The following is a 23,325-nucleotide window of genomic DNA, read 5'->3' as shown; positions in this document are numbered from 1 at the left end:
GCAGATATAGCAGTGAATAACGTTTTTAGATGAAGAGGAGTAGGTATGTCAGAAACTATTATTAGTGTTAATGATTTATCGTTATATTATGGAAAGAAAAAAAGTCTTAATAATATTACAATGGATTATTATAAAGGTGAAATTACAGCTCTGATTGGTCCATCGGGCTCTGGTAAGTCAACCTTATTGCGCTCAATCAATCGGATGAATGATTTAGTGCCAGGGGTTACTATTACAGGAACAATTAATTATCAACAGCAAAATATTTATGGTGCAAAGATGGATACTGTTAAATTAAGAAAAGAAATTGGCATGGTTTTTCAGCAGCCCAATCCCTTTCCCTTCTCAATTTACGAAAATGTTGTCTATGGATTGCGTTTAAATGGCGTAAAGGATAAGCTAATCTTAGATGAAGCGGTAGAGAAAAGCTTAAAGGATGCTTCAATTTGGGAGGAAGTAAAAGATAAGCTACATCAATCAGCACTTGGCTTGTCAGGTGGACAGCAGCAGCGGGTTTGCATCGCGCGAGTTTTAGCAGTGAACCCAGATGTTATTTTATTAGATGAGCCAACAAGTGCCTTAGATCCGATTTCATCAGGTAAAATTGAGGCAATGCTTTTAGAATTAAAGCAGAAGTATACAATGATTATTGTTACCCACAATATGCAACAGGCCTCTCGAATTTCAGATCGAACAGCATTCTTTTTAGACGGTAGCTTAATTGAATATGATCGGACCAAAAATATTTTCTTAAATCCTAAGGAGCAGCAAACGGAGGATTATATTACAGGTAAATTTGGATAATAAGGGTAAATTAAAGGAGAAAAGCTATGTTAAGGACACAATTTGAAGAGCAGCTTAATAAGCTACACAATCAATTTTATTCGATGGGAACACAGGTATCTGCGCAATTAAATAAGGCAGTTCGAGCCTTTGTCTCACATGATAAGGATTTAGCAAAGGAAGTAATTGAAGATGATGAAGAAATCAATGAGCTGGAAATTAAGCTTGAAAAGAAATCATTTGAAATTATCGCATTGCAGCAGCCAGTTTCAACTGATTTGAGAACTGTAATAACTGTTCTAAAAGCTTCAAGTGATCTTGAAAGAATGGGCGATCATGCGGTCTCGATTTGTAAGAGCACCATTCATATGAAAGGGGAAGAGCGTTTACCAGAGATTGAAAAGGAAATTTCAATTATGGGTGAGGAAGTAAAAAAAATGCTGGATGCAGCACTTAATGCTTATATTCAATCTGATGCCGATCGTGCTCGTGAGGTCGCGACATGGGACAATAAAATAAATAAAATGTTTAATGAAATTAGAAGCCACGCAATTTCAGCAATCAAAGAAAATCCAGAGACAATAGTGGCGGGTAATGACTATTTACATGTTTGTACCTACCTAGAACGTATTGGTGATTATTCAACTAATTTATGTGAATGGATTGTTTATTTAAAGACAGGTAAAATTACTGAATTATCAAATAATAATACAATTGAATAAGCTATAATAAAAAATAAATATCTCTTTATTTCGTAGTAAATAAGGGATATTTTTTTGTCTAGTTTTAAAATTAAAGCTAGTGCTTTAAGTGTCAGTCAGTAAATGAGGATTTATAAATGGTTTGCTCATTTAGCTCATGTAGAAATGACAGAAGCTGAAGATTTAGTACCTGCCAAAATCCTTTTAGAAGGATTTTACTTACAGCGAAAAAAGCCGAATGGTATTTCAATTGATTACTTCGGAGGATTTTGATTTCGTAGTTGATTTACCGCAATGGCGTCAATATTTTTTGAGAATTGTCGTCTAACTGAATATTATCAATTAAAATATGGTTTAATAGCATTAGAGAAATTGCAAAATCTTTCTTCCAGCAAGTAAAGGAGTACGTTGAAAATGAAAAAGGTTAATTATGGTATTGTTTCTACTGCCCAAGTTGTGCCAAGATTTATCACAGGCGTTCGTGAGAGCCAATTTGGTCATGTGGCAGCAATTTGTTCAAGACGGCTTGAAAATGCTCAGGCATATGCTGAAAAGTATCAAATACCAGCGTATTATGGCAGTGAAGCTGAATTATTTGATAATCCAGACATTGATGTGATTTATATTGCAAATTATAATGCGGGGCATTTTCACACCGCCAAAAATGCCATTTTAGCTGGCAAGCACGTTTTATTGGAAAAGCCATTTACGCTTGAATATCAACAAGCCAAAATGCTTTTTAAGCTTGCTAAAGAACAGCAGGTGTTTTTGATGGAAGCGCAGAAATCCTTATTTTTACCAATGACTCAAAAAATTAAAGCAATTATTGAAGAAAAACGGATTGGTGAGATTATTTCTGTCTTTTCGGTCACCGCCTATGCCTCGGTTGACCATATCAAATGGTTTCAGGATTTATCAGCAGGTGGTGGCACGGTTCATTTTATGGCACCATATGCATTTAGCTATTTACCATTTATTTTAGATAAAAAGGTTAAAGATTTTAATGGTATTGCCCAGCTACCTTCTGGGAGCTCTGATATTCAAAGTATGATTCATCTTGGTTTTGAAACGGGGATATTGGCTAATATTTATTTGACCACTCGAAAAGGCTTAAAAAAGCAATTAAAAATTATTGGCAGTAAAGGTGAGATTGTCATACCAGAGTTTTGGCGTGCTCAAAAAGCAAAAATCAACTATGATAATGGTTCAAGTGAAGTTATCGAAGCTTCTTTTACTAGTGATTTTAAGTTTGAGGTTGATCATGTCAATCAAAAAATTCTAGCTGGTGAGTTGATTTCAGATATGATGACGCCTGAATTAACCTTACTAGGTGTTAAGATGATGGCTAGTTTATATCAAGAATGGTCTAGTCAAGGTAAATAAATTATGCTAATATAGATTTATGCGATGAGTCGAATGCATCTGGATGTGTCATGAACGCGAAGCGTTCAACTGACGGATTTCAGGACACATTGATGAGCGAGTGGACGCGCGAGTCACATGAAAATGCCAGAAAATAAGCGTTGAGTTAGATTAATCTAGCCCAATGCTTATTTTATTTTTATTTAATTATTTTTTGATTATTTGATCGGACATCATCAATTGCTTCGCTTTTGATAAAGTCGCTTGCATCCTTTTCGATATCAATTGCCTCAGTTTGAATAATTGATTCAGTAGCCTGACGTAGCTCAACCTCTTCTTTAGCTTTAGGATCGACTGCAAAGCTTTCAAATAGTTTATCTAAATCATCATTTCTATCAATTTTAATTGCCATTAGAGCCCCTTTCTCTGAATTTCCTTGAATTGAACAAGTTGACTTATGGCTATTATTCTAACACAATTATTGAAATGTGTTAAACTTAACGATGAGGTGAATTTATGAACAGTGAAATTTTTATGGCAACGCAAAGACAGCTGGATTTTAAAAAAAGCCAGATTGAGAAAGTTTTATCCTTAACGGAGGAGGGGAATACAATTCCCTTCATTGCACGCTATCGTAAGGAAATGACAGGTAATTTAGATGAAATCGAAATCAAAAAAATTATTGATACCTTTGAAAAGCAAAGGTCACTTTATGAGCGTAAGCAAACAATTATTAACGCGATTGAGGCTCAAGAAAAACTAACACCTGAATTAAGAAAACAGATTGAACAGGCTGAAAAATTACAGGATGTTGAAGATTTGTATTTACCATACAAGCGCAAGAAGAAAACGAAGGCAAGTATTGCTAAGGAAAATGGTTTATTACCCTTAGCGGTTTATATTTTGAAACAAAATAATCAAGTGCTAGATTATGCTAAGTCATTTGTTAACGAAAATATCAATTCAGTAGAAAAGGTACTTGATGGCGCGATTGATATTCTTGCAGAGTCATTTGCAGAAGATGTGAAGCTTCGTCGATGGACTAGGCACGAGGCTGAGAATCATTCCTTATTCGAGTCAGAATTGAAGAAGGCTGATCATGATGAAAAACGTGTTTTTGAAATGTATTATCAATTTTCAGAGCTGGCTTCAAAGCTACCTAATCACCGAATTTTAGCACTTAATCGTGGTGAAAAATTAGGCGTGCTTAAGGTTAAATTGGTTCACGATATGAATAAAATCCAACGCTTTTATCAAGCACGTTTTATTACAAAAGCAAGTGATGCAACCTCATATCTTGAAAAAGCAATCGAACATGCATTAAAAAAATCGATTCTGCCAGCAATTGATCGCGAAATCAGAGCGATGCTAACGGAAAGGGCAGAAATAAGTGCGATTGATGTTTTTGCTGATAATTTAAAGCACTTATTATTACAATCACCATTACGTGGTCAAGTTGTTTTGGGCTTCGATCCAGCCTATCGAACGGGCGCTAAATTAGCGATTGTCGATGAGACGGGCAAGCTTTTGAAGGTTGAGGTCATCTATCCAGTCAAGCCTGCTAAGTCACATGAAATTGAGCAGGCTGGTGAGCGACTAATCTCGTTGATTGAAAAATATCAAGTGACCATGATTTCAATTGGTAATGGTACAGCCAGCCGTGAATCCGAGCACTTTGTGGCTGCTCAGCTAAAAAAAATTAAACGAAAAGTTTATTACGTAATTACTAATGAGGCAGGCGCTTCGGTTTATTCGGCTAGTGAAAATGCACGTCGAGAGTTCCCACAATTGACAGTCGAAAAAAGAAGTGCCATCTCTATTGCTAGGCGTATCCAAGATCCACTTGCAGAATTAGTAAAAATTGATCCAAAATCAATCGGTGTTGGTCAATATCAGCATGATGTTGCACAAAAAAAATTAACGGAGAGTCTTGATTTTACTGTTGAAACAGTGGTTAATCAGGTGGGGGTCAATTTAAATACTGCTTCGGCTGAGCTGCTTGAGCATGTTGCTGGACTGAATAAAGTTATTGCTGAGAATATAGTGGCATATCGTGAAGCAAATGGCTTAATTCAATCACGGACAGAGGTGAAAAAGGTACCAAGATTAGGACCAAAGGCCTTTGAGCAATCTGCGGGCTTCCTACGTGTTTTAGAGAGTCGGAATCCATTTGATAATACAGCAATTCATCCTGAAAGCTATGAGGTGGCAAATCGACTTTTAGCTCGAATAGGAATTGAAAAGGCTGCTCTAGGTGAGAAACGGGTTATCGAACAGCTTGAAACAGTTAATATAGCTGAAATGGCTACTGAACTATCAATCGGTGAGACGACACTACGTGATATTGTTGATAACTTACAAAAGCCGGGCCGAGATATACGAGAAAATCTCTCACGTCCAGTCTTAAAATCAGATGTTTTGTCAATTGAAGATTTAGTTGTCGGTCAAGCATTGGAGGGAACTGTTAGAAATGTAACAGATTTTGGTGCTTTTGTTGATATCGGCGTTAAGCATGACGGTTTAGTTCATATTTCAAAGCTTGCCAATAAATTCATTAAGCATCCAAGTGAGGTAGTTTCAGTTGGAGATGTCATCAAGGTTTGGGTAATCAATGTTGATCATGATAAGGAAAAGGTTGGATTATCAATGATTGGAAGTGCTTGATTTGGAGCTTCAAACTTTGGTTGAACAGGTTTCACTTGAAGATTTTGGCTTAGCCTTTGAACATCAAGCAGTCTGGAATAATCGTCTACGAACAACGGGTGGTCTTTTTTACCCAATGGATTGTCATCTGGCCTTTAATCCGCTAATGTATCAACGATTGACAAGTATTCAATTTCGACAGATTATTCGTCATGAACTTTGTCATTACCATTTATTTCGCCAGAAAAAAGGCTATCAGCATCGCGATCGAGATTTCAAAAATTTACTTGCTAAGGTGGATGGGCTAAGGTATAGTCCAAAAGTCATGTCAAAAAAATATCGAATTTATCAATGTCAAAAATGCGGGCAGGAATTTAAGCGGGTTCGTCAAATTGATACCAAGCGTTTTCGCTGTGGCCGTTGCTCAGGAAAATTGATTTATCAAACGACTCGTTATATGTGATCATTTTTATTTGAGGTAGCTAAAAAAAAGTGAGCTTATCATTTTACTTACATAAGGTAAGTTGGTAAACTTCTAAATGTAGACAAAACATTTTAAAAAAGGTAGGTAAAAATTATGTCAAACTATTTAGAAACTTTAGAAAAGCGTCGTTCGATTTATGCATTAGGTAAAAACGTTAATGTGGAAGCTTCTCAGATTGAAGGTACAATTAAAGAGGCTGTTCGCTTGTCACCCTCTGCATTTAATTCTCAAACCTCTCGCGTTGTTATTTTAACAGGAGAGTCACAAACACAATTGTGGGATTTAGTGGCTGAAGATTTAAAAATTGAAATGAAGCGTCAAGGTGTACCTGATGAAGCCTTTGAAGGCACAAAGCAAAAACTAGAAGGCTTTAAGGCAGCATTTGGGACAGCACTATTTTTTGAAGATACAGCAATTGTTAAAAATCTTCAAGAGCAGTTTGCTTTATACGCTGATAAATTTCCTGACTGGTCTGAACAATCGACAGGCATTGCAGCAATTAATGCTTGGACTGCTTTAGCCGAGTTAGAGATTGGTGCTAATTTACAACATTATAATCCAGTGATTAATGACTCAGTTGCCAAGGTCTGGGCGATTCCAGAAAATTGGGAATTAAAAAGTCAGCTTGTTTTTGGTTCAATTGAGGCGCCCGCTTCAGAAAAAGAATTTACTAGCGATGATGAACGTTTTAAGGTGTTCCATTAAGAAAATAAAGCATCTTCCATTAAATGGGAGATGTTTTTTGCGTTATACAACTAGGATTGGTATAAAGAGCATAGGAATATTTTTTTATTAAATTTTCTTAACGTAGAGTGTGGCAAGGGTTTTCGAAATTATGAGTATTAATAGTAATCGTTTACATAAAAAAAGAATTTTTTTTATTCAGTTTTTACTTGTTTAAATCAGACCTAAGTCGTAGAATGTATTTATCATTTTGCTTAAATGTAGATATTTTTTTCTTGTTTTTCTGCGAAATGAAAGTGGTTAGTTTAATAGAAAAGAGGTGAATGATGTGAGTGAAAAATCCTGGATTTTTCCAATAGGACCGCTTTATTTTGATGGTACTGTTTTAATTATGGTCGTCTTGACATGCGCGATTGTTTTTGGTTTGATTTACTGGGCTAGTCGTAATATGCAGCTTAGGCCAAAGGGTAAGCAAAATGTTTTAGAGTATTTAGTTGAGTTTGTAGGTGGAACAATTAAAGATAACTTACCTGCGAAGGAATTAAATAACTTTCATTTGCTCGGCTTTGTCTTATTTGCCTTTTTATTAGTTGCAAATAATATTGGCTTAGTGACGCATATTGTGGTTGGAGATGATATTACACTTTGGAAGTCACCAACTGCTGATCCAATTGTCACAATGACTTTAGCTGGACTGGTTCTATTGATGGGGCATTTTTTGAGTGTTCAACGCTTTGGTTTTAAAACGTATTTGGTAAATTCGTTTGCAAAACCGTTACCTTTTTTATTACCGATTAAGATTTTAGAAGAATTTACAAATCTTCTAACGCTTAGTCTACGGTTATATGGTAATATTTATGCTGGTGAGGTTTTATTATCTTTAGTAGCAAATTTAGGTGTTAGTCATGGTCTTTTAGTAACGCCTATTGCCATCTTACTTGAAATGGTTTGGATAGGTTTTTCAATTTTTATCTCATGTATTCAAGCTTATATTTTTGTCACATTAACAATGGTTTATACAAGTCATAAAGTTGTACTCGAAGAAGAGTAAAAATTTAGGAGGAAATTTAAAATGGATTTAGCATTACTTGGAGCAGCAATCGTAGCAGGGTGCGCAGCAATCGGCGCTAGTATTGGTAATGGTTTAGTTGTAAGCAAAACAATTGATGGCATGGCGCGTCAGCCTGAAATGAGCGGTCAATTACGTGTGACTATGTTTATTGGTGTCGCGTTGATTGAAGCACTACCAATTTTAGCAATCGTTATTGCATTCATTCTTTTAGGTAAATAATCGAGTCAAATACTCTTTAGAAAGGATGTGTTAGACTCATGATTTTATTAGAAGTAGCCCCTAAAACAACTTTGGGGAATATAATTGTTGTTTCTGGTGCTTTAATTATTTTATTATTGTTGGTCAAAAAATTTGCTTGGAAAAATATTACTGGCATTTTAGAGCAACGGGCAGCTAAAATTTCTCAAGACATCACTGATGCTGAACAGGCTAAAGTGAAGGCTGAGCAGTTGGCCAAGGAACGTGAAGTTAAACTAAATGATAGTCATAATGAAGCGACAGAAATTTTAAAAAAGGCCAAAGAAAGCGGCAATGTTTCAAGAGAAAATATTATTAACGAAGCCACTTCAGAAGCAAAACAAATAAAGGTAAAAGCTCAAGAAGAAATCGCATATGAACGTAGTGAAGCGATTCATTCAATTAAAGACGATGTTGCGGATATCTCTGTGCTCTTAGCTTCAAAAATTTTGGGCAAGGAATTATCGCCTGAAGCACACCAAGAATTAATCAATCAATATATTGATAAGCTAGGTGATCAACATGACCGATAATCATGAAATTATTAACAAATATGCTGAAGCATTGGTAAGTGTCGCAAAAACACATAATGAGCTTTCGGCGATTAGTGCTGAAATAGATGCACTGATTAACATTATTTCAAATAATTCTGATGTGTTTACAATTTTTGAATTGGCTACTTTTTCGGCTCAAAGAGATGTTGTAGATGCGTTAAAATCACAGGCGATGCCTCATGTTCAAAATTTTTTAGAAGTGCTGTATCAAAACAGACGATTACCTTTGATTTTAGATATTTTTGAACAGTATAAGGCTGAATATCGAAAAGAAACTGGAACAGGTCAAGTAACGATTACCTCAGCTGTTGAATTGAGTAATCAGCAGATGACTCGGCTAGTTGAACAGCTTAAAGTTAAATTTGATTATCAGGCAATAGAGGTCGAACAACGAGTTGCACCAGAAATATTAGGCGGGATTATCGTTGAGGTTGACCATAAAATTATTGATGGCAGCCTGAAAACTCAGTTGGATCAAATTGCTGAGCAAATCAGATGATAACAGTTAATTGTTAATTGTTAATTGTTAATTGTTAATTGTTAATTGAATTAGGGAGTGTGGAGTGAATGGCAATCAAAGCTGAGGAAATCAGTGCCGTAATTAGACAACAGATTGAAAATTACCAACAGGTCATCACTGTAACTGAAACAGGGACAGTAACTTATGTTGGGGATGGTATTGCACGCGCACACGGTCTTACGAATGTAATGAGCGGAGAATTGTTGGAATTTAACAATGGTTCTTACGGTATGGCGCAAAATTTAGAAACAAACGATGTTGGTATTATTATTTTAGGTGATTTTGAAGATATTCGTGAAGGTGATAGCGTTAAAAGAACTGGTAAAATTATGGAAGTGCCAGTAGGTGTTGCCTTAATTGGTCGTGTTGTTGATGCACTGGGACAGCCTGTTGACGGCTTAGGTGAAATTAAGACGGATAAAGTCCGTCCAGTTGAATTTCAAGCACCGGGTGTGATGCAACGTCAATCAGTCTCAGAGCCATTACAAACTGGTTTGAAGGCGATTGATGCATTAGTGCCGATTGGTAGAGGCCAACGTGAATTGGTGATTGGCGATAGGAAAACTGGTAAAACATCTATTGCGATTGATACAATTATTAACCAAAAGGGTAAGGATATGATTTGTATCTATGTTGCAATTGGACAAAAGGACTCAACCGTCAGAACACAGGTTGAAACTTTAAGAAAGCATGGCGCATTAGATTATACAATTGTCGTTACGGCAGGCTCATCACAACCTGCACCATTGCTTTATTTAGCGCCTTATTCTGGTGCCGCAATGGGCGAAGAATTTATGTATAATGGCAAACATGTTTTAATCGTTTATGATGATTTATCGAAACAAGCAGTTGCTTATCGCGAGTTGTCACTATTATTACGTCGTCCACCGGGCCGTGAAGCTTATCCGGGTGATGTATTTTACTTACATTCTCGTTTATTAGAGCGTGCGGCTAAGCTTTCAGATGAGCTAGGCGGCGGTTCGATGACGGCCTTACCATTTATTGAAACACAGGCTGGTGATATTTCGGCTTATATTGCAACGAATGTCATTTCAATTACGGACGGACAAATTTTCTTAGAATCAGATTTATTCTATTCAGGTATTAGACCGGCGATTGATGCTGGATCATCTGTATCTCGGGTTGGTGGTGCCGCACAAATCAAAGCAATGAAAAAGGTTGCTGGGACGCTACGCTTGGATCTTGCTAGTTATCGTGAATTAGAAGCCTTTACACAATTTGGTTCAGATTTGGATGCCTCGACGCAAGCGAAATTAAATCGTGGTCGCCGAACCGTTGAAATTTTGAAGCAAAAGCTACATGCGCCATTAGCGGTTGAAAAACAGGTAGTTATTTTATATGCGTTGACGCACGGTTACTTGGATTCAATTCCAGTAAATCAAATTTTGAAGTTTGAAAGTGATTTGTTTGATTTCATTGAATCTCAGCATCCAGAAATTTTTGAAGTAATCGTTAAGACGCATGATTTACCAGAAGCTGATCAATTGAACGCTGTGATTGCATCATTTAAATCAACGACATCATACAATGCTCAACCAGATGGTGCCAAGGCGTAAGGGGGAAAACAATGGGAGCCTCTTTAAACGAAATAAAAACAAGAATAGCCTCAACCAGAAAAACAAGTCAGATTACTAATGCGATGCAGATGGTTTCTGGTGCCAAGCTTAACAAATCAGAAAGCTTATCAAAGGATTTTCAAGTTTATGCAAGTAAGGTTAGAGAAGTCACAAGACACTTGGTTGCTTCAAGTAGTGGTAGCTCTAAAAATTCAATGCTGATTAAACGACCAGTTAAAAAGACCGGCTATATCATTATTTCAAGTGATAAGGGTTTAGTTGGTGGTTATAACTCAACGATTTTAAAGCAAACGATGCAAATGTTTGAACAGGATCATCAAGATCATCAAGAGATTGTTGTTTTGGCAATTGGCGGCGTTGGTTCTGATTTCTTTAAAAATCGTGGTTTAGATATTGCTTATGAAATGCGTGGTGTTTCTGATCATCCAACATTTGATGAAGTGCGAAAAATTGTTCAGAATGCAACAAATATGTATCAAGAGGGCATATTTGATGAATTATATGTTTGTTATAATCACCATGTCAATTCATTAACAAGTCGATTTCGTGTTGAACGAATGCTACCAATTTGTGATCTTGATACTGAGGATGTAGATGTTCAAACAATCAGCCAGACCTTTGAGTTTGAGCCGTCTGAAGAAGCAATTTTGGATGTCCTATTACCGCAATATGCAGAAAGCCTGATTTTTGGCGCAATATTGGATGCTAAAACTGCTGAACATGCTGCTGGTATGACTGCAATGAAGACTGCAACGGATAACGCCAAAAAGATTATTGATGAATTAACAATTTCGTATAATCGAGCAAGACAAACGACAATTACACAGGAAATTACTGAAATTGTCGGCGGAGCGGCAGCGCTAGAGTAATTATCAAGATGGGAGGATTTAAATTTGAGTTCTGGAAAAATCGTACAGGTCATTGGACCCGTCGTCGATATTGAATTTCCGCAAGATGCAACTTTACCAGATATTAATAACGCACTTGTCGTATATAAGAATGATGAAAAGAAACAAAAGGTTATTTTAGAAGTAACCCTCGAATTAGGCGAAGGCATCATTCGTTCCATTGCAATGGAATCAACTGATGGCCTACAACGTGGGATGGAGGTGCTGGATACAGGGAAACCAATTTCTGTACCAGTAGGTAAGGAAACATTAGGGCGTGTCTTTAATGTTTTAGGAGATACAATTGATTTAGAAGCACCATTCCCAGAAACTGCTGAGCGTCATTCAATTCATAAATCTGCACCAAGGTTTGATGAATTGAATACAAGTAGCGAAATTTTAGAAACTGGTATTAAGGTTATCGATTTATTAGCCCCATATTTAAAGGGTGGTAAAATTGGACTTTTCGGTGGTGCCGGTGTTGGTAAGACTGTATTAATTCAAGAATTGATTCACAATATTGCGCAAGAGCATGGTGGTATTTCCGTCTTTACTGGTGTTGGTGAACGAACTCGTGAAGGGAATGACCTTTACCATGAGATGAAGGAATCGGGTGTTATCGAAAAAACAGCGATGGTTTTCGGACAAATGAATGAGCCACCTGGTGCACGGATGCGTGTTGCCTTAACTGGTTTAACGATTGCTGAGTATTTCCGTGATGTTGAAGGACAGGATGTTTTGTTATTTATTGATAACATTTTCCGCTTTACCCAAGCCGGTTCAGAGGTTTCGGCCTTATTAGGTCGGATGCCGTCTGCGGTTGGTTATCAACCGACACTTGCGACAGAAATGGGACAATTACAGGAGCGTATCACTTCGACCAAGAAGGGCTCTGTAACCTCAATTCAAGCAATTTATGTACCAGCCGATGATTATACTGACCCAGCGCCAGCCACAGCATTTGCGCATTTGGATGCGACAACTAACTTGGAACGTCGCTTAACGCAGCAAGGGATTTATCCTGCCGTTGATCCATTGGCCTCCTCTTCAAGTGCCCTAGCACCTGAAATTGTTGGTGAGGAGCATTATGAGGTTGCGACTGAGGTACAACGCGTTTTACAGCGTTATCGTGAATTACAGGATATTATTGCGATTTTAGGGATGGATGAATTATCAGATCAAGAAAAAACCTTGGTTGGTCGTGCGCGCCGTATTCAATTTTTCTTATCGCAAAACTTTAATGTCGCTGAAACCTTTACGGGTCAGCCTGGTTCTTATGTACCAGTGGCTGAAACAATCAAAGGCTTTAGAGATATCTTGGATGGTAAATACGATGATTTACCTGAGGAAGCCTTTAGAAGTGTAGGCCCAATCGAAGACGTGATTGAAAAAGCGAAAAGCTTAGAAAGCTAAGGTGATTGAATGGCAGTGATGACGGTTAATGTAGTTACGCCAAACGGTTTAGTCTATGATCACCATGCTTCCTTAGTTGTTGCTAAGACCCTGGCAGGTGAAATTGGTATCTTGGCTAGCCATATTCCAATTGTTGCACCTTTGACGATTGATGAGGTTAAAATTCGCCGGACAGATTCTGACACGCACGTTGATTGGGTAGCTGTAAATGGTGGCATTATTGAGGTTAAGGATAATCTAGTGACAATTCTTGCCGATTCTGCTGAAAGAGAACGCGATATCGATGTTTCTCGTGCAGAGCGTGCTAAGATTCGTGCTGAAAAATTAATTGAAGAGGCTAATAAGGTTCACAATATCGATCAGCTAAAGCGTGCTGAGGTATCCCTTCATCGTGCGCTAAATCGGATTAATGTAGCGAAGCATTTATAATGCGTATTGAGTCTATTTTATTATTTTTTTGAATGTAGCAAATGTAGGCAAATTATATTAATTCGCCTATCGAAAATTATTTAAAAGTATTTTGAGAGCCTTGCTTTCAGAATACTTTTTTTAAAGGAGGTAAAAAATGCAGGTCTATGGAATAGATGCCGTTGTTAGAATTTTATCACATTTTATTTTTATATTTTTAGCTTTCAGAGCAGTGAATGCAATTAATTTAGAAACTTGGTTTAAAAAAGAATTCCAAAATTCTTCTGCGATTCGATTATTTTTAACATTTTTATCGATTGCAATCGGCTTTTCTGTTAGTTCATTTTTTTTAGAGTTTTTAAATTTGACACGAAATTTATTAATCTCATTTCAATAATTAATCATTTAAAAAAGTCTGAAAAATCTGATAATATTAAGAAATTGCTCTAAGCTTGTTTTTTAGAGTGCTAAAGCTTATAATGATGAATAGATTTTGGCAAAATTAATTTTATAATTAAATATTAAATTATATTCGAGCTGGCCGGAAGCTCAATACTTGGTATGAGTCTAAACGGTAGACAAGATAGGAGTGTTTTTGTGGAGCAAATCGTTGTTCATGGTGGTAATAACGTATTAAAAGGGACTGTCAAAATTGAGGGTGCAAAAAATGCTGTATTACCCATTCTAGCAGCAGGCATCTTAGCAGAGGAAGGGACAATGCATCTACGTAATGTTCCGATATTGTCCGACGTATTTTCAATGAATCAAGTGATTCGTCATTTAAATGCAACTGTCGATTTCGACCAAAGCGCTCATGAGGTATTAATAGACGCCTCTGCCGATTTAGGCTTTGATGCACCATATGAATATGTTAGTAAAATGAGGGCTTCAACAGTTGTTATGGGACCTCTGTTAGCACGCTGTGGTCGTGCAAGAGTATCGATGCCTGGTGGCTGTTCAATCGGTAAACGTCCAATTGATTTGCATCTAAAAGGATTTGAAGCTTTAGGTGCGACGATTACTCAGAATTCTGGCTATATTGAAGCAGTAGCTGATGAATTAATTGGTGCTAAAATATATTTGGATTTTCCTTCAGTTGGTGCAACTCAAAATATTATGATGGCTGCGGTTAAGGCTAAGGGCGTTACAATATTAGAAAATGTGGCCAGAGAACCAGAAATTATTGATTTAGCAAATGTTTTGAATAAAATGGGCGCTAAAATTAAAGGTGCGGGTACTGAAACCATGCAGATTACTGGCGTTGATAAGCTTCATGGTGCTGAGCATGCCATTGTTCAAGACCGAATTGAGGCAGGAACCTTTATGGTCGCAGCAGCAGTAACTGGTGGCGATATTGAAATCCTAGATGCCATTGCCGAGCATAATCGACCATTAATTTCTAAGCTACAGGAAATGGGTACTCGATTTATAGTGACAGATGAGAGTATTCGCGTGATTGGACCGAAGTATTTAAAGCCAACAAATGTTAAGACCTTACCACATCCGGGCTTTCCAACTGATATGCAAGCACAAATGACGATTGCACAAGCAGTAGCGCGTGGGCAAAATATGATGACCGAAACGATTTTTGAAAGTCGTTTTCAACATTTGAATGAGCTACGCCGAATGAATCTTGATTTTGAGATCGAAGGCAATTCAGCAGTTATCTATGGCGGTAAAAAATTACAGGGTGCTATTGTTAGATCAACTGACCTTAGAGCAGCGGCAGCATTGATTATTGCTGGTTTGGTTGCGAATGGTGAAACGATTGTAACTGATTTACATCATTTAGATCGTGGCTACTATAAATTTCACGAAAAGCTGCAGGCTTTAGGTGCAAGTGTGGCGCGTATTGATGTGCCAGATGCAGTAGTAGCTGAAGCAGAAGTGATTTAAGCTAATGATTGAAATAATAGAATCTTTTAAAGATTAGCTATTGCTATTTATGACGCATCAGGCTCTAGCATTATTACTTTGTATTATGGTAAGATATGTAAAAAGGTTTTTTCTCATACAACGAAGGGAGTGATAGAATTGAATATAGACATGCTTAAGCATATCGGCTTTAGTTTAGTTCGTTTAATCACTGTGCTGGTGATTGCAGCCGTTGTCTTTTATTTTGGTATCGTGATTGGCTATAGTGTAATTGGAAGTGGCAAGGCTTCTGAAATAATGAATGCTGCCGCTTGGAAAAACTTTTTTAGTCTTTTTGGTTAGTTTTTTTGTTTCAATTTGACTAAGATGTGATTATTTTGTAACATTTTAACTTTTTTGTTCAAAATGATTTGAATATCTAAAATCTTTTTGTTATTCTAATAAAGGACAGTTTTTATATGATTTTATTAAAAATTAGTTACGATTAGCTCGGAGGGAGGGATAATTATGTCAAAAACTGTAGTACGTAAAAATGAATCTCTTGATGATGCTCTTCGTCGTTTCAAACGTTCGGTTTCTAAAGCAGGTACTTTGCAAGAATCACGTAAACGTGAATTTTATGAAAAGCCTTCTGTTAAACGTAAAAAGAAATCAGAAGCAGCACGCAAACGTAAGAAATTCTAGTCAATTATTTTGACATTAATATGAAAGGTCCGCATACTGCGGTCCTTTTTTTACGTTTTTCTCGAAATATATAATAAAAAATGTATTTGGGGGAAACGGATTGATGTTTACTGCTATTAACAGTCTAGGTCAAAAAATCTGTTTGATGAGTTATGACTACAATGAAATAAAGGGATTTAAGGATTTAAAGTGGTTTTGTCCCGCTTGCCATGCTCGGCTGATTTTAAAAAATGGTATTATTAAGCAACCACATTTTGCGCATACTACCTTGGAAACCTGTCAGGCATATAGCGAGAATGAATCTGAATTACATCATGACTTGAAATGTCAATTAGCTAAATGGTTTCAACAGCAAAATTATAATTGTCAAATAGAATATTATTTAATAGAATTAAAGCAAATTCCTGATTTACTTATTAATCATCATTTAGCAATTGAAATTCAATGCAGCCCACTATCAATTCAGCGTTTCAATACGCGGACGAAAAATTATTTAGATCATGGTTATCAAGTGATTTGGCTGCTTGGCGAAAAAATGCAGATTAAGTCAAGGCTGACCAGCCTACAATTGGCAATGTGTGCTTTTTCGATAAATTCTGGTGTCTTTCTTTGGCAAATTAATCAAAAACAGCTGGAATTAATAGAAATGATTCATGTAGATCTGGAGCGAAGCATCAGCTATCAAAAGAAGACGTTCGCATTTTTTCAAGGGAATATTATTAATCACCTTAGGTTGCCATATCGGATTCACTCAAATAGTCTATCTGGCAATGTAGATTGGACTATGACCAGCTTGATTGTGCGCAAAGGCTTATATTACGCAAACCAGCAGTGGATGTGCCTACATCCTTTTGCTATCAAAAGGGGCTAGTGCTTCAAAATTTACCTGATTATTTTTATTATCCGAGCATTTTCCCATTGTTTTATCAGCCATTACGCTTTAGAATTGAACTTATAGAATTTCTGAAACAATCAAGAACATTTTCAGAATTAATGGCTAATTTTGCAGATAGGGTTCAACTACCTATCTTGATTAAATCTCAATTATTTATTAAAGCAATACTTGCTTTTGAAATTCAATGCTTGGCAGCTCAACGATTGTTAGTGATTACTAATAATAAATTTAAAATTATAGACAAACAAAATGTGCAAGTATCTGCTTTTAAAATTCAGTCACCCTTGCAGATTAATCAATGGCTAAGTGCGCAGCTTAGGGATGGGAAAAGAAATGAAAAAAGAAAGATCATTGATTCGTAATTTACTTGTTGTTACTCTCGGAATTGCGATTTATAGTTTTGGCTTTACAAAATTTAATATGGAAAATCATTTGGCAGAAGGTGGCATTGCTGGGATTACGCTGATTGGTAAGGCATTATTTGATATTAATCCGGCATATAGTAATTTCATTTTAAATGTGCCGTTAGTGCTTATCTCAATGAAGGTCCTAGGCAAAAAAAGTCTCTTTTTTACAGCCTATGGTATTTCCTGTTTATCAATCTTCATGTATATTTGGCAAAAAGTTCCAATTTATGTTGATGTGAGCCATGATATGCTGATTGCAGCCATCTTAGCTGGAGTCAGCGCGGGTGTCGGTGGCGGCTTGGTTTTTCGTGGTGGTGGTATCGTCGGTGGCGGTGATATTATTGCCCGACTAGCGCAGCATTGGTTTGGTATTTCCCTAGGTAAAATTTTATTATGCATCGATGCGGTTGTTCTTTGTCTTTCGCTGCTTTATATTGATATTCAACATATGATGTATACTCTAATTGCTTCCTTTGTCTTTTCTCGGGTGGTTGAGTTTGTTCAATCTGGCGGTTACACAGTTCGTGGTATGCTGATTATTTCAAGCAAGTATGAACAGATTGCCAACGAAGTAATGTATACGATTGAACGTGGTGTGACCTATTTAAATGGTGAGGGTGCCTATTCAAAGCAGGATAAAAAAATTATTTATGTTGTGCTGAACCCACGTGAAATCCACGAGGTTAAACGTAAGATTGAAAAAATTGACCCAAAGGCTTTTGTCTCAATCATTAATGTCCATGAGGTATTGGGAGAAGGCTTTAGCTTTGAAGCCTTTCAAAAAAATAAGCAAAAGGTTAAACGTAAAATAAAACAATCAAGAATTGAAGAAATGCAGCAGGCAGAAATCAAACAAAAGTAATTTATAAATAATAAGGGCTGAAGATAAATACAAGTCGACTAAAGTGATAATACCGCTTTTTGAGGCATTATAATAAATTGGACTGATAAATATTTCGGTCCAATTTATTTGTTTAAGGCTGATAAGCAAGACATATTGTCCAAAAATGAAATCGCACTTATGCTTGCGAATAATCCAATCTTTTCGAGAAATAATAACGTTTTCGCACTAAAGCTGCACCTGTGCCGTCAATTTGGAATTGTTTCCTAGACAGAATTCCAAGTTAACGATAATACGGAACCTTCAAAGCATACTTCTATAATCAGCGGTCACTAATCTAGCTTCAATGGCTTGAAAAAGTGCTCCTGAGTTAAAATTTGCCGTGTCAAAAACTGACACTTTGAATTTTCGACTAACATTCGCAGTTGTCAGACCAAGTCGTTTCAGCATTTTAAATAACCGTCTTAAATTGCTCCGTAATTTAAGGGAGGTAAGCGGCAATGGCAAAAGGCAGCAGCTTATGCTGACAAAACATCTATCTCGAGCATTTTAGCCAAACCACATCAATTTGATATTGAGCCCTTTTTAGTCGACTTTTTGTTATAATGAGAACATAATTGACTATTTTTTGAAATTAAGATAACTAGGTGAATTACTATGAATGAAAGAATCCATGAAAAATTAAAGCTATTACCCAACTCACCGGGCTGCTATATTATGAAAAATAAAAATAACGAAATTATCTATGTTGGTAAAGCAAAGATATTGAGAAATCGTGTTAGAAGTTATTTTCGGGGTTCACATGATACTAAAACAGAACGTTTAGTATCAGAAATTGAAGATTTTGAATATATCGTTACCGAATCAAATATTGAAGCCTTGCTTTTAGAAATTAATCTTATTAAGCAAAATTCCCCCCGCTTTAATATCATGCTAAAGGATGATAAAACATATCCATTTATTAAAATTACTAACGAAAAATATCCTCGATTATTAATTACTCGTAAGGTTTTAAAGGATAAGGCTGAATACTTTGGTCCTTACCCTGATGTCGGGGCCGCTAATGAAACTAAAAAGCTTTTAGACCGCCTTTTTCCATTAAGAAAATGTAAAACACTACCTAATGAGGTTTGTCTTTATTATCATATCAATCAATGCTTGGCACCCTGTGTTTTCAAAATTGATAAGCACATCTATCCTGAAATGGTAAATGAAATCCGCCTTTTTTTAAATGGTGGCGCAGATAAAATTACAAAGCGTCTACAAGAAAAGATGAAACAGGCTTCAAAAGAGCTGGCCTTTGAAAAAGCAGCTGAATTTCGTGATCAGATAAAAGCGATTGAAACCTTGCAGACGAAGCAAAAAATGACCTATGTTGATTTACAGGATCGCGATGTGTTCGGCTATTATGCGGATAAAGGCTATCTATGTGTTCAGGTTTTCTTTATTCGTCAAGGTAAACTGATTGAACGTGATGTCTCTATTTTTCCATTTTATAACGAGGTTGAGGCGGATTTTCTGACCTTCATTGGTCAATTTTATGGTGAAGCAGAGCATTTGATACCGAAAGAAATCTTCATTCCTAGCGACATCAGTCAGGAGTCAGTGGCTGCAATTGTATCCACAAAGGTTACTCAGCCTATGCGCGGTGAAAAAAAGAAGCTAGTTAATCTAGCGATTAAAAACGCCAAGGTTCAGCTAGACCTGAAATTTAATTTGATTGAAAGACAAATCGAAAGAACCTATGGGGCAATTGATAAATTAGGTGAAAGGTTAAATATTCCTAGACCTACCAGAATTGAAGCCTTTGATAATTCAAATATTTCGGGTACAAGCCCAGTTTCAGCGATGATTGTTTTTGTTGATGGTAAACCAAGTAAAAAGGATTACCGTAAATATAAAATTAAGACTGTGAGCGGTCCAGACGACTATGCTTCGATGAGAGAGGTAGTTTACCGGCGTTATGCACGGGTGATAAAGGATAATCTACCCCTGCCAGATTTGATTGTGATTGATGGTGGGAAGGGGCAAATTGACATTGCCAAGGATGTTTTAAATAATCAGCTTGGCTTAGATGTACCAATTGCTGGTCTTGCTAAGGATGAGAAGCATCAAACTCACGATTTATTATTTGGTGAGCCTCTTGAAATTATACCCATGTCAAGAAATTCTGAAGAGTTTTTCTTATTGCAGCGCGTGCAAGACGAGGTCCATCGCTTCGCAATCAGCTTTCACAGGCAAGTACGAAGTAAAAATTCTTTTGCCTCTTTACTTGATGGGATTGAAGGCTTGGGTCCTAAGCGAAAACAAAAATTATTGAAAGCCTTTAAATCAATGCCTAAAATAAAGGCAGCTAATTTAGATGAAATAGTTGAAATTGGCATACCAAAAAATGTCGCGATTGCAGTTCAAGATAAATTAAGGGCGGGTGATGAGAATGCAGACAGCTGAGGAAATGTATTATTATGCGAGAAGGCATAAGCTAGGGTTTAACTGGACACCTTTGATTGGTGGCTGGCTACAAAAACGTCATTTTAAATTAATTGAAGAAAGTTTATTAGACAAGGAACGAGTTCTAGTTAGCTTTATTGGTCGACATCGTGCATGGGATAGCCAACGAAAAGGCGAATACGGTAATACGACACAGTCATTTGAAAATGAAAAAATTCGTTATCGCGATACTCAAGGCTTTTATGCATACGCCATTACAACGGAGCAGCGTTTAATTTATGCCCATTGGCGTCCCTTGCATCATGATGCAACTAATATTCCATTATCCAATATTAATAATGTTAATCCTGAAACCTATCTGATTTTTGGAAGTGTTAAGATAGAAACCTTTGGTGATTATTTTAGTGTTTTTTGGACCAAAAATGTCATCAGAAAAATTACTAAAATGATTCAACAGGGCATTAGTGATAGTAAGGATGGCATAATGGATGGTAGGGGCGCAAGCGACCAGCCATTGAACAAAAGTATAAGGAAAGATGTGCGTTATGATACGAGAGCGCTGTATCAAAGCTTAAGAGAAGCCAAGCAGGCCTTGGACGAAGGCTTAATTACAGAAGCGGAGTATGAAACCTACAAGCAAAAATTATTAAGTTGAGGTTAAAGGATGAAGCAAATAAGATGTGCTTGGGCAATGTCAAGCGAAAAAATGCAAGCCTACCATGATACAGTTTGGGGTAGGAAAGAAACTGATGATACAGCCCTGTTTCGTAAATTGTCGTTAGATTTAATGCAGGCAGGTCTTTCTTGGCAAACCATTTTAAATAAGTTTGATGCTTTTGATCAGGCATTCGATCATTTTAATCTAGAGGCAGTTAGTAAGTATTCGGCATCGGATGTTGAACGATTAATGCAGAATCGTGGGATTGTGCGTAATCGCCTAAAAATCAATGCAATTATTAACAATGCTCAAATTATTAATAAAATGCAGTCAAAGGGTGAATCATTTTATCATTATTTAGCTTTTCAGATACCTGATGGCCATATTAAGAATCATTGGCAAAATATGATAGATGTCCCTGCTCATACACAATTGTCGGATCAAATATCGAAACAAATGAAGAGGGATGGCTTTAAATTTGTCGGTACGACAATTATTTATTCTTTTTTACAAGCGACTGGTTTTGTAAATGATCATTTGGTAGATTGTGTTTGCTACCAAAAAGTCTAAGATTACACCTTGATGTCAGTTTAGATTCGTCTAATTGATTTCATCTGGTGTATAATGATAAGGAATCATTTTTTAAATAAAAATAGATATTTATATCTAAAATCTTGGTTAGGAGTTAAGATGGCTACAAATTATTCAGATGATAGCTTGGTCTTACATACCGATCTCTATCAAATCAATATGATGCAAACTTATTGGGAAAAAGGACGTGCAGAAAAGCATGCTGTATTTGAGGTTTATTTTAGAGCAATGCCTTTTGAGAATGGTTACGCAATATTTGCTGGCTTGGAGCGCGTTGTTAATTATTTAAAAAGCTTGACTTTTTCAAAGACAGATATTGAATATTTGCAAACTTTGAATTATCCAGAACCCTTTTTAAGGTATTTAGCAGATTTGAAATTTTCTTGCACGGTTCGTTCAGCAAGAGAGGGTGATTTAGTTTTTGCCAATGAGCCAATCATCCAAGTTGAAGGCCCTTTAGCGCAATGTCAATTGGTTGAAACGGCAATTTTGAATATCGTCAATTTTCAAACCTTAATTGCGACAAAGGCGGCTCGAATTCGCTCTGTTATTGGTGATGATCCTTTACTTGAATTTGGTACTCGTCGTGCGCAAGAATTTGATGCAGCACTTTGGGGAACACGAGCGGCTGTTGTTGGTGGCGCTGATGCAACGAGTAATGTGCGTGCAGGCAAGCTTTTCGGCATTCCTGTTAGTGGGACTCATGCCCATGCCTTAGTTCAAAGCTACGGTAATGATTATGATGCCTTTGTAGCCTATGCTGAAACACATCGGGACTGTGTTTTTTTGGTTGATACTTATGACACACTAAGAGTTGGCGTTCCAACAGCCATTAGAGTCGCTAAAGAATTTGGCAATCGAATTAATTTTCTTGGTGTCAGAATTGATAGTGGCGATATGGCGTATATTTCTAAAAAAGTTCGTGAACAGCTTGATGAGGCAGGATTCCCTGATGCAAAAATTTATGCCTCGAATGACTTGGATGAAAATACAATTTTAAGTCTAAAGATGCAAAAAGCTAAAATCGATGTTTGGGGTGTTGGTACCAAGCTGATCACTGCTTATGATCAGCCTGCCTTGGGCGCAGTGTATAAATTAGTATCGATTGAGGACGATAATGGTCAGATGGTTGATACAATTAAATTATCTAATAATGCTGAAAAGGTATCAACCCCCGGCAAAAAGCAGGTCTGGCGCATCACCCGTAATTCAGACGGCAAATCAGAGGGCGATTACATTACCTTTAGCACTGATGATCCAAGAGAGCATCAAGAAATTTTCATGTTTCATCCAGTGCATACCTTTATCAATAAAACCGTCAAGGATTTCACAGCAATCCCTTTACTGACAACTATTTTCCATCGTGGTGAGTTAGTCTATGATTTGCCAGATTTAGAGACTATTAAGCAGTATGCCAGAGCAGAATTAGATAAGCTGTGGGATGAATACAAGCGTGATTTAAATCCACAAAATTATCCAGTTGATTTATCCAAAGAGGTTTGGGATCATAAAATGAAGCTAATTGAGAAAATTCGTAAAGAAGTTTCTCAGTTCAAAGTATAATTAACAGGAGGGGA

The 23,325-nt window shown here is 36.7% G+C and carries 25 protein-coding genes and 1 pseudogene; 25 read left to right on the top strand and 1 reads right to left on the bottom strand.

What is annotated here, in order from left to right:
• Window positions 1-45 precede the first annotated feature (45 nt).
• From pstB to HOY35_RS07930, 3 genes are all read left to right on the top strand, one after another.
• Entirely contained in the window at window positions 46-804 is a 759-nt protein-coding gene (pstB, locus tag HOY35_RS07940; protein ID WP_172211954.1) for a phosphate ABC transporter ATP-binding protein PstB, read from the top strand.
• Between the two features lie 26 nt (window positions 805-830).
• The gene (phoU, locus tag HOY35_RS07935) at window positions 831-1,505 is read left to right on the top strand and encodes a phosphate signaling complex protein PhoU (protein ID WP_172211956.1); all 675 of its coding nucleotides are present in this window, start codon (window positions 831-833) and stop codon (window positions 1,503-1,505) included.
• A 393-nt stretch (window positions 1,506-1,898) separates the two neighbouring features.
• Complete coding sequence (locus HOY35_RS07930) at window positions 1,899-2,867, top strand: Gfo/Idh/MocA family protein (RefSeq protein WP_172211958.1); 969 nt, start codon at window positions 1,899-1,901, stop codon at window positions 2,865-2,867.
• A gap of 304 nt (window positions 2,868-3,171) precedes the next feature.
• Here the strand turns inward: HOY35_RS07930 and HOY35_RS13485 are convergent.
• A pseudogene (locus tag HOY35_RS13485) lies at window positions 3,172-3,258 on the bottom strand (SPJ_0845 family protein); the annotation flags it as partial.
• Window positions 3,259-3,362: 104 nt separating this feature from the next.
• On the opposite strand from HOY35_RS13485, the gene HOY35_RS07920 reads away from it, so the two are divergent.
• From HOY35_RS07920 to HOY35_RS07815, 22 genes are all read left to right on the top strand, one after another.
• Window positions 3,363-5,510 (top strand): Tex family protein, encoded by a 2,148-nt coding sequence (locus HOY35_RS07920; protein WP_172211960.1) that lies wholly within the window; start codon window positions 3,363-3,365, stop codon window positions 5,508-5,510.
• 1 nt (window position 5,511) lies between these two features.
• The gene (locus tag HOY35_RS07915) at window positions 5,512-5,952 is read left to right on the top strand and encodes a SprT family protein (protein ID WP_172211962.1); all 441 of its coding nucleotides are present in this window, start codon (window positions 5,512-5,514) and stop codon (window positions 5,950-5,952) included.
• Between the two features lie 114 nt (window positions 5,953-6,066).
• Window positions 6,067-6,678: a nitroreductase family protein gene (locus tag HOY35_RS07910; protein ID WP_172211964.1), complete on the top strand. Its 612-nt coding sequence runs from the start codon at window positions 6,067-6,069 to the stop codon at window positions 6,676-6,678.
• 307 nt (window positions 6,679-6,985) lie between these two features.
• The gene (atpB, locus tag HOY35_RS07905; protein WP_172211966.1) at window positions 6,986-7,708 is read left to right on the top strand and encodes a F0F1 ATP synthase subunit A; all 723 of its coding nucleotides are present in this window, start codon (window positions 6,986-6,988) and stop codon (window positions 7,706-7,708) included.
• A 21-nt stretch (window positions 7,709-7,729) separates the two neighbouring features.
• Window positions 7,730-7,948, top strand: coding sequence for a F0F1 ATP synthase subunit C (atpE, locus tag HOY35_RS07900; RefSeq protein ID WP_172211968.1), 219 nt, complete (start codon window positions 7,730-7,732; stop codon window positions 7,946-7,948).
• 38 nt (window positions 7,949-7,986) lie between these two features.
• Window positions 7,987-8,499 (top strand): F0F1 ATP synthase subunit B, encoded by a 513-nt coding sequence (gene atpF / locus HOY35_RS07895; RefSeq protein WP_172211970.1) that lies wholly within the window; start codon window positions 7,987-7,989, stop codon window positions 8,497-8,499.
• Window positions 8,489-9,019: a F0F1 ATP synthase subunit delta gene (locus HOY35_RS07890; RefSeq protein ID WP_172211972.1), complete on the top strand. Its 531-nt coding sequence runs from the start codon at window positions 8,489-8,491 to the stop codon at window positions 9,017-9,019. Before atpF ends, HOY35_RS07890 begins: the two co-directional genes overlap by 11 nt.
• A 68-nt stretch (window positions 9,020-9,087) precedes the next feature.
• Window positions 9,088-10,617: a F0F1 ATP synthase subunit alpha gene (gene atpA / locus HOY35_RS07885; RefSeq protein ID WP_172211974.1), complete on the top strand. Its 1,530-nt coding sequence runs from the start codon at window positions 9,088-9,090 to the stop codon at window positions 10,615-10,617.
• A gap of 11 nt (window positions 10,618-10,628) precedes the next feature.
• Window positions 10,629-11,507 carry a F0F1 ATP synthase subunit gamma gene (locus HOY35_RS07880; protein ID WP_172211976.1) on the top strand — a complete coding sequence of 293 codons (879 nt, stop codon included), beginning with the start codon at window positions 10,629-10,631 and terminating at the stop codon, window positions 11,505-11,507.
• A gap of 24 nt (window positions 11,508-11,531) precedes the next feature.
• A complete protein-coding gene (gene atpD, locus HOY35_RS07875; protein WP_172211978.1) occupies window positions 11,532-12,938 on the top strand; it encodes a F0F1 ATP synthase subunit beta in 1,407 nt (468 codons plus the stop codon).
• Between the two features lie 9 nt (window positions 12,939-12,947).
• Entirely contained in the window at window positions 12,948-13,367 is a 420-nt protein-coding gene (locus tag HOY35_RS07870) for a F0F1 ATP synthase subunit epsilon (RefSeq protein WP_172211980.1), read from the top strand.
• Between the two features lie 136 nt (window positions 13,368-13,503).
• A complete protein-coding gene (locus HOY35_RS07865) occupies window positions 13,504-13,743 on the top strand; it encodes a DUF1146 family protein (protein WP_172211982.1) in 240 nt (79 codons plus the stop codon).
• Between the two features lie 200 nt (window positions 13,744-13,943).
• Window positions 13,944-15,242, top strand: a complete 1,299-nt coding sequence (gene murA / locus HOY35_RS07860; protein WP_172211984.1) for a UDP-N-acetylglucosamine 1-carboxyvinyltransferase — start codon at window positions 13,944-13,946, stop codon at window positions 15,240-15,242.
• Window positions 15,243-15,380: 138 nt separating this feature from the next.
• Window positions 15,381-15,563 carry a DNA-directed RNA polymerase subunit beta gene (locus HOY35_RS07855; protein WP_172211986.1) on the top strand — a complete coding sequence of 61 codons (183 nt, stop codon included), beginning with the start codon at window positions 15,381-15,383 and terminating at the stop codon, window positions 15,561-15,563.
• Between the two features lie 165 nt (window positions 15,564-15,728).
• A complete protein-coding gene (gene rpsU / locus HOY35_RS07850; protein WP_002356740.1) occupies window positions 15,729-15,905 on the top strand; it encodes a 30S ribosomal protein S21 in 177 nt (58 codons plus the stop codon).
• A gap of 103 nt (window positions 15,906-16,008) precedes the next feature.
• A complete protein-coding gene (locus HOY35_RS07845) occupies window positions 16,009-16,776 on the top strand; it encodes a competence protein CoiA (protein ID WP_172211988.1) in 768 nt (255 codons plus the stop codon).
• Window positions 16,776-17,162: a hypothetical protein gene (locus HOY35_RS07840; protein ID WP_172211990.1), complete on the top strand. Its 387-nt coding sequence runs from the start codon at window positions 16,776-16,778 to the stop codon at window positions 17,160-17,162. The genes HOY35_RS07845 and HOY35_RS07840 overlap by 1 nt, the downstream gene beginning before the upstream one ends.
• Complete coding sequence (locus tag HOY35_RS07835; protein WP_172211992.1) at window positions 17,134-18,069, top strand: YitT family protein; 936 nt, start codon at window positions 17,134-17,136, stop codon at window positions 18,067-18,069. Before HOY35_RS07840 ends, HOY35_RS07835 begins: the two co-directional genes overlap by 29 nt.
• A 636-nt stretch (window positions 18,070-18,705) precedes the next feature.
• Window positions 18,706-20,499, top strand: coding sequence for an excinuclease ABC subunit UvrC (gene uvrC, locus HOY35_RS07830; protein WP_172211994.1), 1,794 nt, complete (start codon window positions 18,706-18,708; stop codon window positions 20,497-20,499).
• Complete coding sequence (locus HOY35_RS07825) at window positions 20,486-21,154, top strand: SHOCT domain-containing protein (RefSeq protein ID WP_172211996.1); 669 nt, start codon at window positions 20,486-20,488, stop codon at window positions 21,152-21,154. Before uvrC ends, HOY35_RS07825 begins: the two co-directional genes overlap by 14 nt.
• 9 nt (window positions 21,155-21,163) lie before the next feature.
• Complete coding sequence (locus HOY35_RS07820) at window positions 21,164-21,727, top strand: DNA-3-methyladenine glycosylase I (protein WP_172211998.1); 564 nt, start codon at window positions 21,164-21,166, stop codon at window positions 21,725-21,727.
• Window positions 21,728-21,847: 120 nt separating this feature from the next.
• The gene (locus HOY35_RS07815) at window positions 21,848-23,311 is read left to right on the top strand and encodes a nicotinate phosphoribosyltransferase (RefSeq protein ID WP_172211999.1); all 1,464 of its coding nucleotides are present in this window, start codon (window positions 21,848-21,850) and stop codon (window positions 23,309-23,311) included.
• Window positions 23,312-23,325: the final 14 nt, after the last annotated feature.

It is taken from the genome of Enterococcus sp. MMGLQ5-1 (assembly GCF_013155265.1).
Classification (GTDB): domain Bacteria; phylum Bacillota; class Bacilli; order Lactobacillales; family Streptococcaceae; genus MMGLQ5-1.
Note: the sequence above shows the minus strand (reverse complement) of the source record. Positions and strands in the feature narration are given on the sequence as shown.

Coding starts and splice junctions, on each gene's coding strand:
- HOY35_RS07930 (WP_172211958.1), top strand. CDS start 1,899: ATGAAAAAGGTTAATTATGGTATTGTTTCTACTGCCCAAGTTGTGCCA.
- HOY35_RS07825 (WP_172211996.1), top strand. CDS start 20,486: ATGCAGACAGCTGAGGAAATGTATTATTATGCGAGAAGGCATAAGCTA.
- HOY35_RS07835 (WP_172211992.1), top strand. CDS start 17,134: ATGAAAAAAGAAAGATCATTGATTCGTAATTTACTTGTTGTTACTCTC.
- HOY35_RS07845 (WP_172211988.1), top strand. CDS start 16,009: ATGTTTACTGCTATTAACAGTCTAGGTCAAAAAATCTGTTTGATGAGT.
- HOY35_RS07910 (WP_172211964.1), top strand. CDS start 6,067: ATGTCAAACTATTTAGAAACTTTAGAAAAGCGTCGTTCGATTTATGCA.
- HOY35_RS07870 (WP_172211980.1), top strand. CDS start 12,948: ATGGCAGTGATGACGGTTAATGTAGTTACGCCAAACGGTTTAGTCTAT.
- HOY35_RS07890 (WP_172211972.1), top strand. CDS start 8,489: ATGACCGATAATCATGAAATTATTAACAAATATGCTGAAGCATTGGTA.
- HOY35_RS07880 (WP_172211976.1), top strand. CDS start 10,629: ATGGGAGCCTCTTTAAACGAAATAAAAACAAGAATAGCCTCAACCAGA.
- pstB (WP_172211954.1), top strand. CDS start 46: ATGTCAGAAACTATTATTAGTGTTAATGATTTATCGTTATATTATGGA.
- rpsU (WP_002356740.1), top strand. CDS start 15,729: ATGTCAAAAACTGTAGTACGTAAAAATGAATCTCTTGATGATGCTCTT.
- phoU (WP_172211956.1), top strand. CDS start 831: ATGTTAAGGACACAATTTGAAGAGCAGCTTAATAAGCTACACAATCAA.
- HOY35_RS07820 (WP_172211998.1), top strand. CDS start 21,164: ATGAAGCAAATAAGATGTGCTTGGGCAATGTCAAGCGAAAAAATGCAA.
- HOY35_RS07920 (WP_172211960.1), top strand. CDS start 3,363: ATGAACAGTGAAATTTTTATGGCAACGCAAAGACAGCTGGATTTTAAA.
- HOY35_RS07815 (WP_172211999.1), top strand. CDS start 21,848: ATGGCTACAAATTATTCAGATGATAGCTTGGTCTTACATACCGATCTC.
- uvrC (WP_172211994.1), top strand. CDS start 18,706: ATGAATGAAAGAATCCATGAAAAATTAAAGCTATTACCCAACTCACCG.
- atpE (WP_172211968.1), top strand. CDS start 7,730: ATGGATTTAGCATTACTTGGAGCAGCAATCGTAGCAGGGTGCGCAGCA.
- atpA (WP_172211974.1), top strand. CDS start 9,088: ATGGCAATCAAAGCTGAGGAAATCAGTGCCGTAATTAGACAACAGATT.
- atpF (WP_172211970.1), top strand. CDS start 7,987: ATGATTTTATTAGAAGTAGCCCCTAAAACAACTTTGGGGAATATAATT.
- HOY35_RS07865 (WP_172211982.1), top strand. CDS start 13,504: ATGCAGGTCTATGGAATAGATGCCGTTGTTAGAATTTTATCACATTTT.